11 protein-coding genes are annotated in these 16,270 nt (G+C 54.6%); 6 read left to right on the forward strand and 5 right to left on the reverse strand.

Annotated features, from left to right (window positions below):
- Window positions 1-96 precede the first annotated feature (96 nt).
- The 4 genes from RFER_RS05305 to RFER_RS05320 are packed head-to-tail and all read left to right on the forward strand — an operon-like array spanning window position 97 to window position 7,980.
- Window positions 97-1,647: an HsdM family class I SAM-dependent methyltransferase gene (locus RFER_RS05305; RefSeq protein WP_011463369.1), complete on the forward strand. Its 1,551-nt coding sequence runs from the start codon at window positions 97-99 to the stop codon at window positions 1,645-1,647.
- Entirely contained in the window at window positions 1,644-2,837 is a 1,194-nt protein-coding gene (locus tag RFER_RS05310; RefSeq protein WP_011463370.1) for a restriction endonuclease subunit S, read from the forward strand. Before RFER_RS05305 ends, RFER_RS05310 begins: the two co-directional genes overlap by 4 nt.
- Window positions 2,838-2,839: 2 nt before the next feature.
- Window positions 2,840-4,567, forward strand: coding sequence for a GmrSD restriction endonuclease domain-containing protein (locus RFER_RS05315; protein ID WP_011463371.1), 1,728 nt, complete (start codon window positions 2,840-2,842; stop codon window positions 4,565-4,567).
- Window positions 4,564-7,980 carry a DEAD/DEAH box helicase family protein gene (locus RFER_RS05320; protein ID WP_011463372.1) on the forward strand — a complete coding sequence of 1,139 codons (3,417 nt, stop codon included), beginning with the start codon at window positions 4,564-4,566 and terminating at the stop codon, window positions 7,978-7,980. The genes RFER_RS05315 and RFER_RS05320 overlap by 4 nt, the downstream gene beginning before the upstream one ends.
- A 484-nt stretch (window positions 7,981-8,464) precedes the next feature.
- On the opposite strand, the gene RFER_RS22900 is transcribed toward RFER_RS05320, so the two are convergent.
- The 3 genes from RFER_RS22900 to RFER_RS05335 all read right to left on the reverse strand — a co-directional run bounded on the left by RFER_RS22900 (window position 8,465) and on the right by RFER_RS05335 (window position 11,045).
- The gene (locus RFER_RS22900; RefSeq protein WP_011463373.1) at window positions 8,465-9,508 is read right to left on the reverse strand and encodes a thymidylate synthase; all 1,044 of its coding nucleotides are present in this window, start codon (window positions 9,506-9,508) and stop codon (window positions 8,465-8,467) included.
- A gap of 427 nt (window positions 9,509-9,935) precedes the next feature.
- Window positions 9,936-10,562 (reverse strand): hypothetical protein, encoded by a 627-nt coding sequence (locus tag RFER_RS05330; RefSeq protein WP_011463374.1) that lies wholly within the window; start codon window positions 10,560-10,562, stop codon window positions 9,936-9,938.
- A gap of 9 nt (window positions 10,563-10,571) precedes the next feature.
- Window positions 10,572-11,045, reverse strand: a complete 474-nt coding sequence (locus RFER_RS05335; protein WP_011463375.1) for a TIR domain-containing protein — start codon at window positions 11,043-11,045, stop codon at window positions 10,572-10,574.
- Between the two features lie 269 nt (window positions 11,046-11,314).
- On the opposite strand from RFER_RS05335, the gene RFER_RS05340 reads away from it, so the two are divergent.
- A complete protein-coding gene (locus RFER_RS05340) occupies window positions 11,315-11,992 on the forward strand; it encodes a uracil-DNA glycosylase (protein ID WP_011463376.1) in 678 nt (225 codons plus the stop codon).
- Between the two features lie 31 nt (window positions 11,993-12,023).
- Here RFER_RS05340 and RFER_RS05345 read toward each other — a convergent pair whose 3' ends face one another.
- Together RFER_RS05345 and RFER_RS23980 are read right to left on the reverse strand one after the other, a co-directional pair.
- Window positions 12,024-14,054 carry a TIR domain-containing protein gene (locus RFER_RS05345; RefSeq protein ID WP_011463377.1) on the reverse strand — a complete coding sequence of 677 codons (2,031 nt, stop codon included), beginning with the start codon at window positions 14,052-14,054 and terminating at the stop codon, window positions 12,024-12,026.
- A 306-nt stretch (window positions 14,055-14,360) separates the two neighbouring features.
- Window positions 14,361-14,639: a hypothetical protein gene (locus tag RFER_RS23980; protein ID WP_166485668.1), complete on the reverse strand. Its 279-nt coding sequence runs from the start codon at window positions 14,637-14,639 to the stop codon at window positions 14,361-14,363.
- Between the two features lie 235 nt (window positions 14,640-14,874).
- Between RFER_RS23980 and RFER_RS05350 the strand changes: the two genes are divergently transcribed.
- Window positions 14,875-16,269 carry an SIR2 family protein gene (locus tag RFER_RS05350; protein WP_041790213.1) on the forward strand — a complete coding sequence of 465 codons (1,395 nt, stop codon included), beginning with the start codon at window positions 14,875-14,877 and terminating at the stop codon, window positions 16,267-16,269.
- The last annotated feature ends 1 nt before the right edge of the window (window position 16,270 follow it).

The following is a 16,270-nucleotide window of genomic DNA, read 5'->3' on the forward strand; positions in this document are numbered from 1 at the left end:
GCGGATTCCTGCGGCGAAAAGTCTTGTTCACTCCAGTGATAATGTGTTTGACCGTGCAAAAATAGCCCGGCTTCAACAAATTCAGGGACCGCACTCATGCTCACTGGCGAACTACGCAGCCAAATCGACGCCATCTGGAATTCGTTCTGGACCGGCGGCATCTCCAACCCACTGGAGGTGATGGAGCAAATCACATACCTGCTTTTTCTGCGCCGCCTGGACGACCTGCACACCCTGGAAGAAAACAAGTCGGTGCGGCTGGGCAAGCCGATGGAACGCCGCACCTTCCCCGAGGGCCCTGACACCAAGGGCCGCGACTACAACGATCTGCGCTGGTCGCGCTTCAAGAACTTCGCGCCAGCCGAGATGTACACCGTGGTGGGGGAGCATGTGTTTCCGTTCCTGCGCAGCATGGGCGGCGACGGCTCGACCTACGCCCACCACATGAAGGACGCGCGCTTCACCATCCCGACCCCGGCCCTGCTGGCCAAGGTGGTGGACCTGCTCGACCATGTGCCGATGGAAGACCGCGACACCAAGGGCGACCTCTACGAGTACATGCTTAGCAATATTGCCAGCGCCGGACAGAACGGCCAGTTCCGCACGCCGCGCCACATCATCCGCCTGATGGTGGAAATGACGGCTCCGACCGCCAAAGACGTGATTTGCGACCCGGCGAGCGGCACCTGCGGCTTTTTGGTGGCTACCGGTGAGTACCTGCGCGAGAAGCACCCGGAAATCCTGCGCAACCCCGCGTCGCGCGAGCATTTTCACCATGGCATGTTCCACGGTTTCGACTTTGACAACACCATGCTGCGTATTGGCAGCATGAACATGGCGCTGCACGGCGTTGACAACCCTGACATTCGTTACCAGGACTCGTTGGCGCAGGACCATGCCGGTGATGAGGGCCGGTATTCGCTCATTCTGGCGAATCCGCCGTTTGCTGGTTCCCTGGACTACGAGAACACGGCCAAAGACCTGCTGGCCATCGTCAAGACCAAGAAGACCGAGCTGCTTTTCTTGGCGCTGTTCCTGCGCCTGCTCAAGCCCGGTGGGCGGGCTGCCGTCATTGTGCCGGACGGCGTTCTGTTTGGCTCCAGCAAGGCGCACAAGGAGCTGCGCCGCATGATTGTCGAAGAGCAAAAGCTCGATGCCGTCATCTCGCTGCCCTCGGGCGCGTTCAAGCCCTATGCCGGGGTCTCGACCGCCATCCTGCTGTTCACCAAAACCAACTCGGGCGGCACCGATAACGTCTGGTTCTATGACATGAAGGCCGATGGCTGGAGCCTGGACGACAAGCGCCAGCCGCTGCTCTCTGATGATAAATTGAGCCTCCAGCCCTTTCAGGACGGTCATAGCCAGTTATCAGAAGCGGAGCACACCAAAAACAACCTGCCTGATGTGCTGGCGCGCTGGGGTCAGCGGGCCTCCTCTGAACTGGAACGCGACCGCACCGAACAGAGTTTCTGTGTGCCCAAGGGCGACATTGTCGGCAACGACTACGACTTGTCCATCAACCGCTACAAGGAAGTGGTCCACGCCGTCAGCGAGCATCTGCCGCCAAAGGAGATTCTGGCCAGGCTGGCGGTGCTGGAGGCGGAAATTCAGGCGGGGATGAAAGAGCTTGCGGGGATGCTCGGATGAGCGGTGCCGCCACAGTCACGCTGTCTGAGTTTTGCGCTACGGGTAGTGGCGGAACCCCGTCACGCGCTCAAATGGAGCGTTACTACGAGGGAGGCACTATTCCGTGGATAAAGTCCGGCGAACTGCGTGAGACAGTAATTAACGGCGCGGAAGAACATGTAACCGATGTCGCGTTGAAAGAGAGCAGTATCAAATTGGTTCCAGCCGGAGCCATTTTGCTTGCAATGTATGGCGCAACAGTGGGTAGGCTGGGGATATTAGGTATCGAGGCGACCACGAATCAAGCGGTCTGCCACATCATCCCAGACCCAAGAATTGCAGTGACTCGATACGTCTATCACGCATTGAGCAGCCAAGTTCCAAGTTTGATTTCGATGGGTGTCGGTGGGGCACAACCGAACATCAATCAGGGGATTATCAAAAATCTGGCGATTCCGTTGCCTGCCAAACCCGAACAACGCCGCATTGCGGCTATCCTGGACCAAGCCGATGCGCTCAGAGCCAAGCGCCGGGAAGCCTTGGCGCAACTGGACAGCCTCACGCAGTCGATTTTCATTCAAATGTTTGGGGACCCGGTCAGCAATCCCAAAGGCTGGCCTGACGCCACCACTTTGGGTCAAGTTGCAAACATTGCGTCTGGGGTAACAAAGGGCAGAAATTTAACTGGCAAAGTGACGCGGACTATCCCATATCTTGCCGTTGCAAATGTCCAAGATAAATCATTGAATCTGTCAGCCGTCAAAGAGATTGACGCAACAGAAGACGAAATTGAACGATACCTGTTGAAGTGGAATGATTTGTTGCTGACCGAGGGCGGCGACCCGGACAAATTGGGCCGTGGAACACTTTGGAAAAACGAGTTACCTGAATGCATTCACCAAAATCACATTTTCAGGGTGCGTGTGACCAGTCAAGCAGTAACCCCCCTTTTTCTGAACTGGCTTGTCGGTAGCCAGCGTGGAAAGAAGTATTTTCTCCGCTCTGCAAAGCAGACCACAGGTATTGCGTCAATCAATATGACGCAGCTTCGCAGTTTCCCCCTGCTGTTGCCCCCTGTTGAACTTCAACGAGATTTTGAAACAATCGCAGAAGTTGTGGCTGAACAACACGCCATTCACTCGGTATCGCTGGCCGAACTCGAAGCCCTCTTCGTCTCCCTTCAACACCGCGCCTTCCGGGGCGAACTCTGACCATGCAACAACAGAACATTCCGATTGGTACGTTGGTAGACATGTACAAGCGCGGGGAACTACGTCTGCCTGAAATTCAGCGTCACTACGTCTGGCGCGGCACCAGAGTTCGTGATTTGTTGGACTCGCTGTATCGTGGCTACCCCAGTGGTTCCATCCTCATGTGGGAAACAGATGAGCCTGTGCCTACGCGAGACTTTGCCATCGCACAGGAAACCAATGCCTTTGCAGGTCGCAAACTGCTATTGGACGGCCAGCAACGCCTGACTTCCCTTACGGCTGTTCTTAACGGTGTGCCGGTTTCCGTCAAAGGGCGCAAACGCCCCATCGACATTCTGTTTAACCTGGAGCATCCAGAAGGCCCACCCGTTGACGTGGTTGAGGTCGACAGTGACGAAGAGTCCATGGTCACACCCGATGATGAAGTTACAGATGAATTGGAAGAGGTGGAAGATGGCGACCAGGGGCTGCAAGAAAAGTTGAGTCGTCGCACTTTTGTTGTCTCAGCACGCAACCTGCTGTCACAGCCTCAATGGGTATCAGTCAGTGATGTCTTCGGCAATGCCAACGACGCTGAAATCTTGGAAAAGGCTGGGATTGAATCCTTCAGGGACCCGAGATTTCAAAAGTATTCGGACCGGCTGAAAAAGCTGCGTGCCATCAAAGACTATCAGTATGTGGTGCATGTGCTGGAACGCACCATGAATTATGAAGAGGTCACCGAAATATTTGTGCGAGTGAACTCGTTGGGTGCAAAGTTGCGCTCATCCGACCTAGCGCTGGCGCAAATCACGTCACGCTGGCCCAACTTGCTCAAGCAACTGGAGGAGTTCCAGGAGGAATGCGAAAAGAGCTGGTTTACAGTTGAATTGGGTCAGCTTGTCCGTGCCATCGTGGTCTTCGCCACACATCAATGCCTATTTCGCACCGTGGCCGGCACTTCGGTGGAAAAGCTCAAAGCTGGCTGGGAAGACGCAAAAGAGGGACTGCGCTTCGCCATCAATTTCCTGCGCACCAATGCTGGCATTGAAGATGAAACGCTGCTGTCTTCTCCCATGTTCATTCACGTTTTGGCAGTCGTCAGCCGGGTAAAGGACAACAAGCTCACGGCTGAGGAACGTAACGCCTTGCTGCATTGGTTGCTGGTTGCCAATGCGCGGGGACGGTACTCACGCGGGTCAACAGAATCTCTGCTCAACGAGGACTTGGCCATCGTCTTCCGCACAGGCAACCTTTCTGCCTTGATGGAGCCTGTCAAACGTCAATTTGGACGCTTGCACGTTGAGGCCAATGACCTTGCAGGACGTGGCGTAAACAGTCCTCTCTTTTCGCTGGCGTATCTCGCATTGAAGGCTTCGGGTGCAAAAGATTGGTACAGCGGCCTGGGGCTGTCGTTGACCCATCAAGGCAAGCTCCACTTTATCCAGTGGCATCACGTCATCCCCAAGTCCTTGGTCAAGGAGCGTGGATTTGAGACGGGTGAGGTCAATGAAATCGCCAATATGGCCTTTATTACCGGGCAAACCAACAGGCGTATCAGCAACAAGGAAGCGACTGGCTATTTGGCTGATGTAGTGGCCAAGCAGGGAAAGGAAGCATTGGAAAGTCAATGCGTGCCAACCGACCCTGAGTTATGGGCCACCGAGCGGTATCGGGATTTTTTAACAATGCGACGTGAGGCGTTGGCTGAGCGCATGAATGCTTTTATCAAGGAAAAGGCCGGTCAATGAGCAATTTCGCCTTCCTCCAGTCTGAATGGTCCACCCTGTACGGAGCGGCCATCAAGGCTGAAGGAATGGCGAACACGGATGCCCGCACCTCCTGCTTTTACGCCCGGCGCACGTTGGAGCTGGCGGTGGATTGGCTCTACAAGCATGACCCTGCACTGCGCCTGCCGTACCAGGACCATCTGAGTGCCCTGATTCACGAACCCAGCTTCAAGGCCACGGCGGGTGACGCGGTATTCACCAAGGCCAAGCTCATCAAAGACCTCGGCAATCTGGCCGTGCACAGCACCCGCAAAATTCTGCCGGTGGATGCCGTCACCGCCACCCGCGAACTGTTTCACTTTTGCTACTGGCTGGCACGCACCTATGGTCAGAGGGCCAGACCTGCTCCCGACCTGCGCTTTGTTCCAGCGCTGATTCCATCGGCATCTGCAACGGCAACTGTGCCTGACCCTGCACCACAGTCAGTTGACCAACTCCAGAAGCTTGAAGCCGAACTGCAAGCCCGTGACGAAAAACTCACTGTGCTGCTGTCTAACAAGGCCGCGCTGGACGACGAACTCAAACAATTGCGGGAGCAAGTGGCCGCCGCCAAGAAAGCCAACACGGCCCAGCCAGACACGCATGACTACTGTGAGACCGAAACCCGCGACAAATTCATTGACCTGTTGCTCAAAGAGGCTGGCTGGCAACTCAATGCCAAGAACTTCGAGATTGAAGTCAGCGGCATGCCCAACAACCAAGGCGTTGGCTACGTGGATTACGTCTTGTGGGGCGACGATGGCAGGCCGCTGGGGCTGGTGGAGGCCAAGCGCACCCGCCGGGATGCCAAGGTGGGCCAGCAGCAGGCCAAGCTGTATGCCGACTGCCTGCAAGCCCAATACGACCAGCGGCCCATCATCTTCTATTCCAATGGCTACGAGCATTGGATTTGGGACGACGCCAGCTATCCGCCACGCCCGGTTCAGGGCTTTTTCAAGAAGCAGGAATTGGAGCTGTTGATTCAACGCCGCACCAACCGCAAGAAACTGGCCGATGCGGTCATCAACGACGACATCGTCAACCGCTATTACCAGCACCGTGCCGTGCGCCGTATTGGTGAAACCTTTGAATTGGAAAACCAGCGCAAGGCCTTGCTGGTGATGGCCACCGGTGGCGGCAAGACCCGAGTTGTGGTGGCGCTGTCCGATGTGCTGACGCGCTGCAACTGGGCCAAGCGCATCCTGTTTCTGGCCGACCGGGTGGCACTGGTCAAACAGGCGGTCAACGCGTTCAAGACGCACCTGCCGGACTCGTCACCGGTCAATCTGGTGTCGGAGAGGCACGCCGATGGCCGGGTGTTTGTCTCGACTTACCCCACGATGATGGGGCTGATTGACGATGCGGCTGACGGCCAGCGCCGTTTTGGCGTTGGGCACTTCGACCTCATCATCATCGACGAGGCACACCGCTCGGTGTACCAGAAGTACCGCGCCATCTTTGATTACTTTGACGCCATGCTGGTGGGCCTGACCGCCACGCCCAAAGACGAGATTGACCACAACACCTACAGCCTGTTTGACCTGGAGAGTGGCGTCCCCACCGATGTATATGGCCTGGATGAAGCTGTGGCAGAGGGCTATCTGGTGCCACCCAGATCCATTTCAGTGCCGCTCAAGTTTCAGCGCGAGGGCATCAAGTACAAAGACCTGTCAGAAGAAGAAAAAGAGCAGTGGGATGCGCTGGAGTGGGATGAAGACGGCAACGTGCCCGATGCGGTGGACTCGGCCGCCCTGAACAAGTGGCTGTTCAACACCGACACCGTGGACAAGGTGCTGGAAAACCTGATGAGCCAGGGTGAAAAAGTGGCCGGTGGCGACCGCCTGGGTAAAACCATCATCTTTGCCAAGAACAATGCCCATGCCGACTTCATTGCAGACCGCTTCAATGTCAATTACCCACATTACAAGGGGGCGTTCGCCCGTGTGGTGACGTACAAGACCGAGTACGCACAGAGCCTGATTGACGAGTTCTCCATGAAGGAGGGCATGCCGCACATCGCCATTTCGGTGGACATGCTCGACACCGGCATTGATGTGCCGGAGGTGGTCAATCTGGTGTTCTTCAAAATCATCCGCTCCAAGACCAAGTTCTGGCAGATGATTGGCCGAGGCACGCGCTTGTGCCTCGACTTGTATGGTCCGGGACAGAACAAACAATTTTTCAATGTCTTCGACTATTGCCAGAACCTGGAGTTTTTCAGCTTGGAGCTGCCGCCGGACGAGGGCAAAAACCCTGTGCCGCTGAGCACCCGCCTGTTCCGGGCGCGGCTGGAGATGATTGCCGAGCTGGACAAGCGGATGGCTGCGGGCGACCATGGGGCAACGGCCCAAGACGCAGGTAGTGACGACCTGACCGATGGGCAGTTGCGTGGTGAGCTGGCTGGCTTTCTGCACCAGCAGGTCGCGGCCATGAACCTGGACAACTTTGTAGTGCGGCCCCGGCGCAAGTCGGTGGAGCGGTTTGCCAAGCGGGATTCGTGGCATTCGCTTGATGCGGATGCACATACCGAGTTGAGCCATGAGGTGGCGGACCTGCCCACAGCCTTGTTGGACAACGACGAAGAAGCCAAACGCTTTGACATGCTGGTGCTGCGCACCCAGTTGTCCATCCTGAAAGCATCCACTGACTTTGCAACCCTGCGCGAGCGGATGCAGGCCATCGCCAGCGCCCTGGAAGAACAGGAGGCCATCCCGGCCATCAAGGCGCAGATGGTGCTGATTCAGTCGGTGGCCAGTGATGAATGGTGGGAAGACGTGACCGTGGCCATGCTGGAGGCGGCACGCAAGAAACTGCGCGCCCTGGTCAAGCTGATTGAAAAGGGCAAGAAGAACATCGTCTACACCGACTTTGAAGACGAATTGGGTACAGGCACGACGATTATGCTGCCGGGAGTGAGCACCGGCATGAATCTGGCCAAGTTCAAGGACAAGGCGCGCCAGTTCCTGCGTGCGCATGAAAGCCACCTGTCGCTGCAACGGCTGCGGCGCAACCAGCCGCTGACGCCGTCCGACCTGATTGAGCTGGAGCGGATGCTGGTGGAGGCCGGTGGCTCCACGGAAGTCATTGAGCAAGCCAAGGAGCAAAGCCACGGTCTGGGCATCTTTATCCGCTCGCTGGTAGGGCTAGACCGGGAAACGGCTAAGCTGGCCTTTAGCCAGTTTGTGGTGGGCACCACGGCCACGGCGAGCCAGTTGGAGTTCATCAACCTCATCGTCGAGGAACTCACTGAAAACGGGGTGATGGACCCGGCGCGGCTTTATGACTCGCCGTTTACCGACATCAACCCGCAAGGGCCGGAGGCGTTGTTTCTGCCCGCCAGGGTGACCGAGATGGTGCGGGTGCTGGAGGAGATTCGGGAACGGGCGGTGGCGTGAAGTGTATGGACGACGCTGTCAAATTAGACAATTTTGGATGCAGAAAGACTCGAACGAGCAGAAGAACGACAGACTCCTATGCTCAGAATCCGGCAAGTTTCGACCCACTGCAGTCGTAGCGACCGTCCAAATCGGCGCCGACATCCACATTCCTGCATAACCTCGCCGCTGATGTCTGCTAACGAGATGCCCCATCTTCAAAGTGGTCGTCGCGTGACGACCAGAACCGGGTAATCGCCGGTGTCAGGTTACGGGAACTAGAAAAACCGATGGATCAGGCTTCCAGCCTGCTGACGTTAAATTAGTGGCATGCAATTCACATTGCTGACGCTGGTGGCGGAGAGGCGACTATTTAATGACCCACACCGAGGATGGAGACCGCAATATTTATTACGACGTCGAAAGTGCATCAAATCAATCAGACCGGTCTCGCTGAAGATATGAGAAGCGCAGGAGATCAAGATCGCCATGACCTCTTTCCGATTTATGCAACAACGCCGTTCGCTGGGTGGGATTGAGTTGCCTGGTGCTCTGTGCACCGAGCTAACCAAGCCTGCCAAGCCGCCTGCAATGCTAAATTGGAGCACTTGTTGGCGACGATGTGCATTTCATCGAACCAGGATCGCCGACGAGCGGTATCAGCCGCGACAATATAAATGTAATTAGCCCAGCCTTCGGAGATTCCTAGAGTGTCAACGAAGTCTATCAAGCGAGCGGGCGTTAGAAACTCTGATCTCATCTCATTCGTTGCGTACTCCAAAAGGGGAAGAGTTCTATTGAAATCCTGCCTTGACAGTGCAATTGAATCGGTGCTTATGGCAGTAGAGGGGACTTTCGTCATTGAGCATCGATCATAGTCATGCTCATATAGGTGAAGGCTATCTGTCACAAGTGAGAAAGACCCAATTCCAATGCCTAACCAACCAGCAATAATCTCTTGCAACGAAGTGAACTGCACAAGATTATGGGGAGTGCCAAGAAAGACGTCATTGCTGCGCATGATTTGTAACCACTCCAGCTTTTGTGCTCGAACCTTCAGCATGCCCACCAAGTTGCACGGGATATCCAGATCGCGACTAGCACCATCCGAGAGTGGCAAATCTTCTCTGCTGTCCCAGATCTGAAGCACAGCTTGTCGTGACTCCGGATTGGCCGACAATATTTGGTAGACGCGCTCGATCTGATCCAGCCCAAAATGAGTGCGCAATCGAGCGCCGTATGCGCCGTGATAGGTTCCACCGGAGCCGGCGTATTTTGGCAGAACGGGATTCCAAAAGTTTAGGAAATTCGAAGCATCGCTTCCAAGCAATATCCAGATCACTTCAGCTATTGCAAAGGCTGGGTTTATCGCAGGCCGACGCGACAATACCCATCGTTGTCGGGGATCCTTAATGCAAAGAGCACAATGAAGCAACTCGCGCATGCGGCCAAGCCGGCTTCCTGCGGAATTGGACTCGTCGGATTGCAGCTTTGCTATCGCCTTGCGCCACACTTCGTCAGCCGTCACCCCGTCAAAGCAATGAAACATTGTCTATTTCCTCAGGTCACCCCGTGGCATTGTCAACTTGCCAGCGAGAGATTGAAATTACGCTAATGGACTGTAACGTTTGAATCGGTAGCGGCCTACAGAGTAAGAATGTCACTCTCATTTATCTGTTACAGGCCACTAGTACGGCTGATAGGGGCAGGCAGGTCATAACGCTGCCAGCAATTTGACGCATAGCACATCATTCCAAACAACGAACGATGAGCACGTAGTTCTTGTTTTTGTTTGATATCGCGGTTGCAGCGGCAACGCAGAAATTGGTTGTCAGTCATGACTGCGATCAACATGCTTGGTGCGGTCTTAAATCTCGGCAAATTTAGGCCAGAAAGCAGACGGTTATCCATATCTCTTTCACGTTCTGACGACACGTGAACCCTCAAACAGAATGGTCGAAGAATTGCAGCCGGAATCAAATCATTCCCCGCAGCTTTCTCCATTCAAATGGAGCTTCTTGATAGCCACTACCTAGCGACCTAATCCACTGCTCGAACTGTGCGATCAAAGGCTGTTCGTCAAAGACGGCACGGCCAATCCCAGCCTTGCAAATGTGTTTACCCTTGGAGTCGCGCAAGGTAGATGGAAGACTTGGCCCGTACCCACCTAAGTAAACAAAATCATCGCTAACAAGAACCCTGTTCACACCAGTGTCTCGTGTGATATGAGCTTGACTCGCAGTGCCGTCAACGTTGCTATGGAATGAATCACGTTGATTCCAGCCATTTCCCGAGACATTTGGGAAATAGATGTTGTCCCCGCAGCTTTGCCGCCGGCTGCCATTGCGAAACGGCTTTTTCTTTTCAAACCTGGGGTCGGCGGAGTATTGTTCGAACGTCAGTGTTTCCGTGACCCGCATGGCGTAGACCAAGTGGCCAGCACGCCTGACTCCGCGATCTCCGCTTCCGCTGCCGACTATCCAGTCACCGATGGATGCGGTCTTCCGAATACCCGGCTTGCAGGTGGCAAGGGTACATACCCCATAAAAGGGGTTAGGTGCAAAGCCGCTGTCATAGCGCACGACGTAAGAGTGAAGTTTCATGTCTGCGGCTCAGCATGGATGCCGCTTGAGTGCTACTGGGGAACAAGTCCCGCCGTCCGGTGTTTCCCATTTGTCAACTTCATCAACTATGGCGTCGATGATTGAGTTTCCGTTCCATCCCACCATCGCATCCGCGTATTCGGCCAGCGCCGAAGGCACCTCGCAATCCTTGGTGCCGTGTTCCCAGACGCCCACGATTCTTTTCCCTTGCTTCACGGCGTACTCAATTTCCCAGTTCACCCAATCGCTGTCTTTTGTCTTCGGGGAAACGTAAACTAACAGCGTCCCAGCCCAGTTAATTTGGGGTGCCAGTATTTCAGACTTGATGTAGTCTGGACTCTTCGCGTTGTTGGGATTAGATGAATTGATGGACGAGTCCCGGATGTCCATGCCACTTTTGGCAAGGAGCGTCTTTAACTTGCCCAGACCTGCATCATCTGCATGAACGTGACTGATGAACACATTTTTTATGTGCCTTACCATACTGAACTCCCCTCAATTTATTGGTAGATTCATTGTATTGAGGAACCAAACTTTTGTGTGAAAAATCAGGTTTCTTCGGACGTAACTGGGTTCCACGGGTTCAGGCGCACGAGCTCTCGGACGACAAGCGCAATTGCTTGCAACGGGAGTCGGCGATACTAGACGGTTTCCGCGTTTTCCGTGAATTGAGAAAGCCTGAGCATCGGGCGGCGGTGTCTCAATAATTATGGATGAGCACCGCATTGACTTCCACCCCCTGCACAAACAACATGAACGTCAAGGCTTTCTTCAAGCTACTGGAGGCAATCAACCCTCCTAACGTCTTCAACCCATATCGGGACACATGCCCCATCCACGACAAAGTGAATGGGGCTCAGATCCGGGGGCGGAATCTGCGCAAGTTCCTGGATGCCTCACTGAGTCTTCGCGTTGACACCATCTGGATGGGGCGAGACCTTGGCTACAGGGGCGGACGTAGGACCGGGATCGCGCTGACAGACGAAGTGCATTTGCCGACGGTCACTGCACGATACTCTGGCTGCCATCTAGAAAAGGCTACTCGGGGTGAAGCCGTAGCTGAACGGACCGCTACAGAAATATGGTCTGCCCTGACTACAGTTCCAGAAGCTCCGTTCCTTTGGAACGTGTTCCCGTTGCATCCGCATGAACACGACATGCAAATGACAAACCGCAAGTTCTCTCGATCAGAACTTGAACAGGTCGAGGCCTCGAACGATCTCTTGATCTCCGGGTTGGGCATCAAGCGAATCATCGCCATCGGACAGGACGCAGCCCGTTATGCTGAACGGTACTGCCCAAATGTGATCGCCGTTCGGCATCCTAGCTATGGCGGTGTTTCGGAGTTCCGCCAGGGAATCGAAGAATGCTACGGGCTTGCGCCACTGACACTATCGACCTCGCCACACCAAAAATCGCTGCCCTTTTGATCACCAGGACAGAGGGTGACGCTTGTCGAACTCACACTGATGCGAAAAGTGCATTCCCCAATCCTTCCAGCAGCAACTCCACCAAAGAAGGTGCATCGCGCGTTCGGAACAACGTCCGGTTCTGCTCCTCAGTGAGACCGTTAAGGCTAGACAGGCCCGCTACGCCCATGTCTGAGATGTATCTCGTCATCTCCGGATAGTCAATCCATGGCACTCCCTCTTGATCGTAGATTGTCCGCATCGCCTCCGCATGCGGCGCGTGCTTCTGGTATTCCCAGGTGAACTCGTGGCGAGCACGACCTTCAATCAAATCAATGAGGAGTGCAGCAGCTCCGCCATATGCCCCGCACAAGTACAGTGGGCGGCCTGCCTGCAAACTAGTGATTGCCTCTTCCACCACGCCAGGGATACGGCCCGAATACCAACTCAGCTGACGCCCTCCATTGAGCTGGGCTGTTTCGGTAGGGCCGACCTTCCCACCAATGACAATACGGGCCATCGTCTCTTTGCTTTGCTGGTCTCGCATCGCAGTCATACCACGAGCCCAGGCATAACGTCTTTCTGGGGAATCGGCGGGAAAGGACTCCGGCTCAGCAAGAAAAACCTGCGCGTCAAATTTCTCCACGCCGTCCGGTCTAGGTGTACGAATGAATGTCACCAGTGTCATGAGCTCTGCTTTTCGATTGACAGGCATCTTCGCGTACGGCAACGGCCAGCCGACGTAGTTTTCTATGCGCTGCAATTGCGGCAACGTACTCAGACTCTGATGGGCTGCAACAAGATCAGCCAACGCCCGTGTGTAGCCATCAGACCCAATATGTCCACCGTAAGCAAGCACTGCACCGCGAGCCAGCAAGTGGCGCGAAATCTCAATCATTGCATCGTCTAGCTGCTCGGACAGCAATCCGTAACGCTTGATGTCGTCACTCTCCGAAATTGAAAGCGCAATCTTCTGCTTGTCCAGTACCCGATGCTTACCGACCCTCTGCAATGGCGTTGTTAGCTTTTTTTCCAGAGGCGCAAGCGCCTCTTCCTCTTCGTCACTTAGCGGTGGATCTGGATACAGTACGGATGCACCCATGGGAAGTGGGGCCAGAGTCAACAACTCAGGAGGCGATGACAACACAACATCGCCGGGCTTAGCTTGGGTTGCCAACACCAACTTTGTGTGCTTAATGCGAACAATTTCCTTGAGAAGAAAGTCCACCGCTCGCCGCGCACCGTCAGCCCCCCAGGAAATTACCGGGACATTGCCGATATACGGGAAGCTTCTCACGTCCACGCCATTCAGCCCATCGACCACCACCACTGGCCGCCCATGTTTTTTTGCCAACAGCACTTCGCGGCGACACCATGGTCGGCCACTATAGGCAGCAGTAGTCAGGACCATCACTGCAGATGTCTGAACTGCCGATTCAATGCTGCCCTTAAAGCTCTTACCAGGTGGTATCTGTCCACTGTCTACCCATGCATGAACAGGCTGTGTCGCCTGCAAATGTGCAACCATGGCTTCAAACAGCTTGGGCTCAAGGTCAATGTCGTGCTTTGCATGGCTGAGAAACAGGGTAACTGGGGCGTCAGCCCCTCGCGACTGGCCAAGTAAGAACCGACTGATCTCAATTAGCAAACGACGTTCAAGCCACTGTTGCAGTTGTGGCGCCTCCTGCAAATGAGCAGCGATGAAGTTTGTTTCGTTCAGTTGGTCATGTAACGGCCAAGCACTCTTGGTGAGCTGAACGGGCAGGAAGCGATGCTTAAATTCTGCGCACTGGTTGGCAAGAATGAGAACAAAATCAGGCCAGGGGACACGTCCCTCCTGACTATTGCCAGCCAACATGAAGTCATCAGCCAGAACAATGACGATGCTATGTTGGCCCTCATCAAGATCGTGTACGGTCGGAGGAAGACCTGAACCATCCTCGCGCAACGTCACCGTCGGCACTCTTAAGCCAGGGAGTAACGGGTCGCTGTTCAGCGAGCGATGTAGCGCTTTTGCGATCTCTCTGGCACGCGCAGATTCAGGATGGAATACCAAGTGAACCAAGAGGGGAATCGGTCGCATTTTGCACTTCCACTTTCAATTTCTATGTAGTTAGTGCATTCTCCCACTGTGAAACTCCCCAGCTTTCGTGGAGGTCACTTGGTTTAAGTCAATCCGGTGTTATTTCTTGTTGGGCAGACGTGCACTCGGTCAAAACCACGTCGTGCGCCTACGACGTATGCTGAGCTCCAGTGACTTGTCCCTGCCCCCAGGAGCTCCCAGTCACCTATTTGACTGCAATGCGGGCGAGACCGTGAGTGCAGGCCATTGCGTCTATGGATCGCAACTTCAGCATTACGGTCATCCATCGTATCCCTCCGACACAGCTCACTTGAATGTCAGCTTTTGGGTAGTGAGCCAGAAGTGACGGAATTCCGCTTTGGGCACCCAGAAGCCGGCGACGGCAGGCTGGTGTGGAGCAACCCAATGGGATTGCAGTCCCAACGGCAGGTCTAGAGCATGGAATTCGAGGTGGCCGTTGGCTCTTGACGACCAGAAGCAGTCGGTGGTGAAAGGCAGCGGACAGAAAGTTAATCTCGCTTGCGACCAAGCAAATTGAACCATTCGGGCTGAGAGCCAGTTTGCTGTGCGAATCTGGTCGGTCATGTGTGAATTCAGCTCTCGCCCCCCCCTGTGCCATGAAACTTATGCATAGGAAGCTTCGCACCCGAGCTGACGACGTTTTTTCGCGGTGTTAACTGGCTCAAATCAAAAGTCCATCCGTGCAACAGTGGTAACCCTATGCGGGGAGTTGAACCTGTCGTTCACCGGTTCGAGTCAAAGGTCGCCCAGTATGGTCAAATGCCTCACCCGACTCTCGGATATTCAGAGACCCAAACTCATGCCAAATTACGCGCAGTATCAGCAAGAGATGACGGTCGACATCGCCAATATTCTAAAGACCGCGCAGTGTCAACCAATCTTGTTCGTTGGCTCCGGATTCTCGCGTCGGTACGCGAATGGCCCATCCTGGGAAATACTGCTCACTGAACTCGCAGCGAACTGCCCGTTCATTGACAAGGACTTTGCCTACTACAAGCAGAAGTACGATGGCGATCTTTGTAAGGTGGGTTCGGTGTTTGCCGAGCAGTACTTCGAGTGGGCTTGGTCTCCAGCCGGAAAGAAGAACTTCCCGCCACATTTGTTCGCGGCAGGTGTCCCTCGTGACGCTTACATTAAACACGCCGCCGCCGATAAGCTCGGTAGTCTTGCAATCTCTGACACAGACGCATTGAACGCGGAACTCAGCGCACTCAAGGCAATGGGACCTCACGCCATCATCACTACCAACTACGACACACTGCTTGAACAGATATTCCCGAAATACGAGGTCGTGGTCGGCCAGAATGTGTTTCGGACATCGCCGCTAGTGATTGGTGAGATATTCAAGATTCACGGCTCGATTTCCGACCCCGGATCGCTTGTGCTGACTCAAGATGACTACTGCGTCTTCGAGGAGGATAAGAAGTATCTCAGTGCCAAGCTGCTTACCTATTTTGCTGAGCACCCACTATTATTCGTCGGCTATAGCGCCAGCGACGCCAATATTCGGAACGTGCTGCACGACATGAGCCGGATGTTCAAGCCGAGCACATTGCTGATTCCCAACATTTACATCCTGCAGTGGGACGAAATGCAGAACGACCAAAGTTACCCGCCGCGAGAGCATGTGCTGGAAGTCGGCCACGATGTCAACGTGCGTATCAAAAGCATCACAGCAAACTCGTATGAGTGGGTCTATAAGGCGTTTGGCTCCGGCGGCGCAATGGAAAAGGTAGACCTGAAGGCGCTAAGGTCATTAATGGCTCGAATGGTGAACCTGATTCGAACTGACATTCCGACCAAGAATGTGCAGATCAACTACGAGGCGTTGGAGCAGGCCATTTCTGACGGAGACAGCTTTGCGAACCTGTTTGGCGTTACGAACTTGAATGACCCAGCCGCAGTGAATGCAAACCACCCATATACCTCTTCAATGTTGGCAAAAAAGGTCGGTCTCAAGCACTGGACTGGCAGCAATCAGCTGATTAACCGGGTCGAAAAGGAAACTGGCTTCGACATGAAGGCGAGCGACAACGTTTTCCATGTCCGCATAAAGAGCGGTGAAGCCGAAGGGAGCGGGGTGCGAAAGTATTCGGATGCCGCAGTAGCTCTCTTAAATAAAGTTAAAAACGGCGAGATCTACACGTTGCCGACGCACTTATTGTCGGGCGCTGCCAATGCGGAGGCGGTTTGAA

This window comes from Rhodoferax ferrireducens T118, from assembly GCF_000013605.1.
GTDB lineage: Bacteria > Pseudomonadota > Gammaproteobacteria > Burkholderiales > Burkholderiaceae_C > Rhodoferax > Rhodoferax ferrireducens.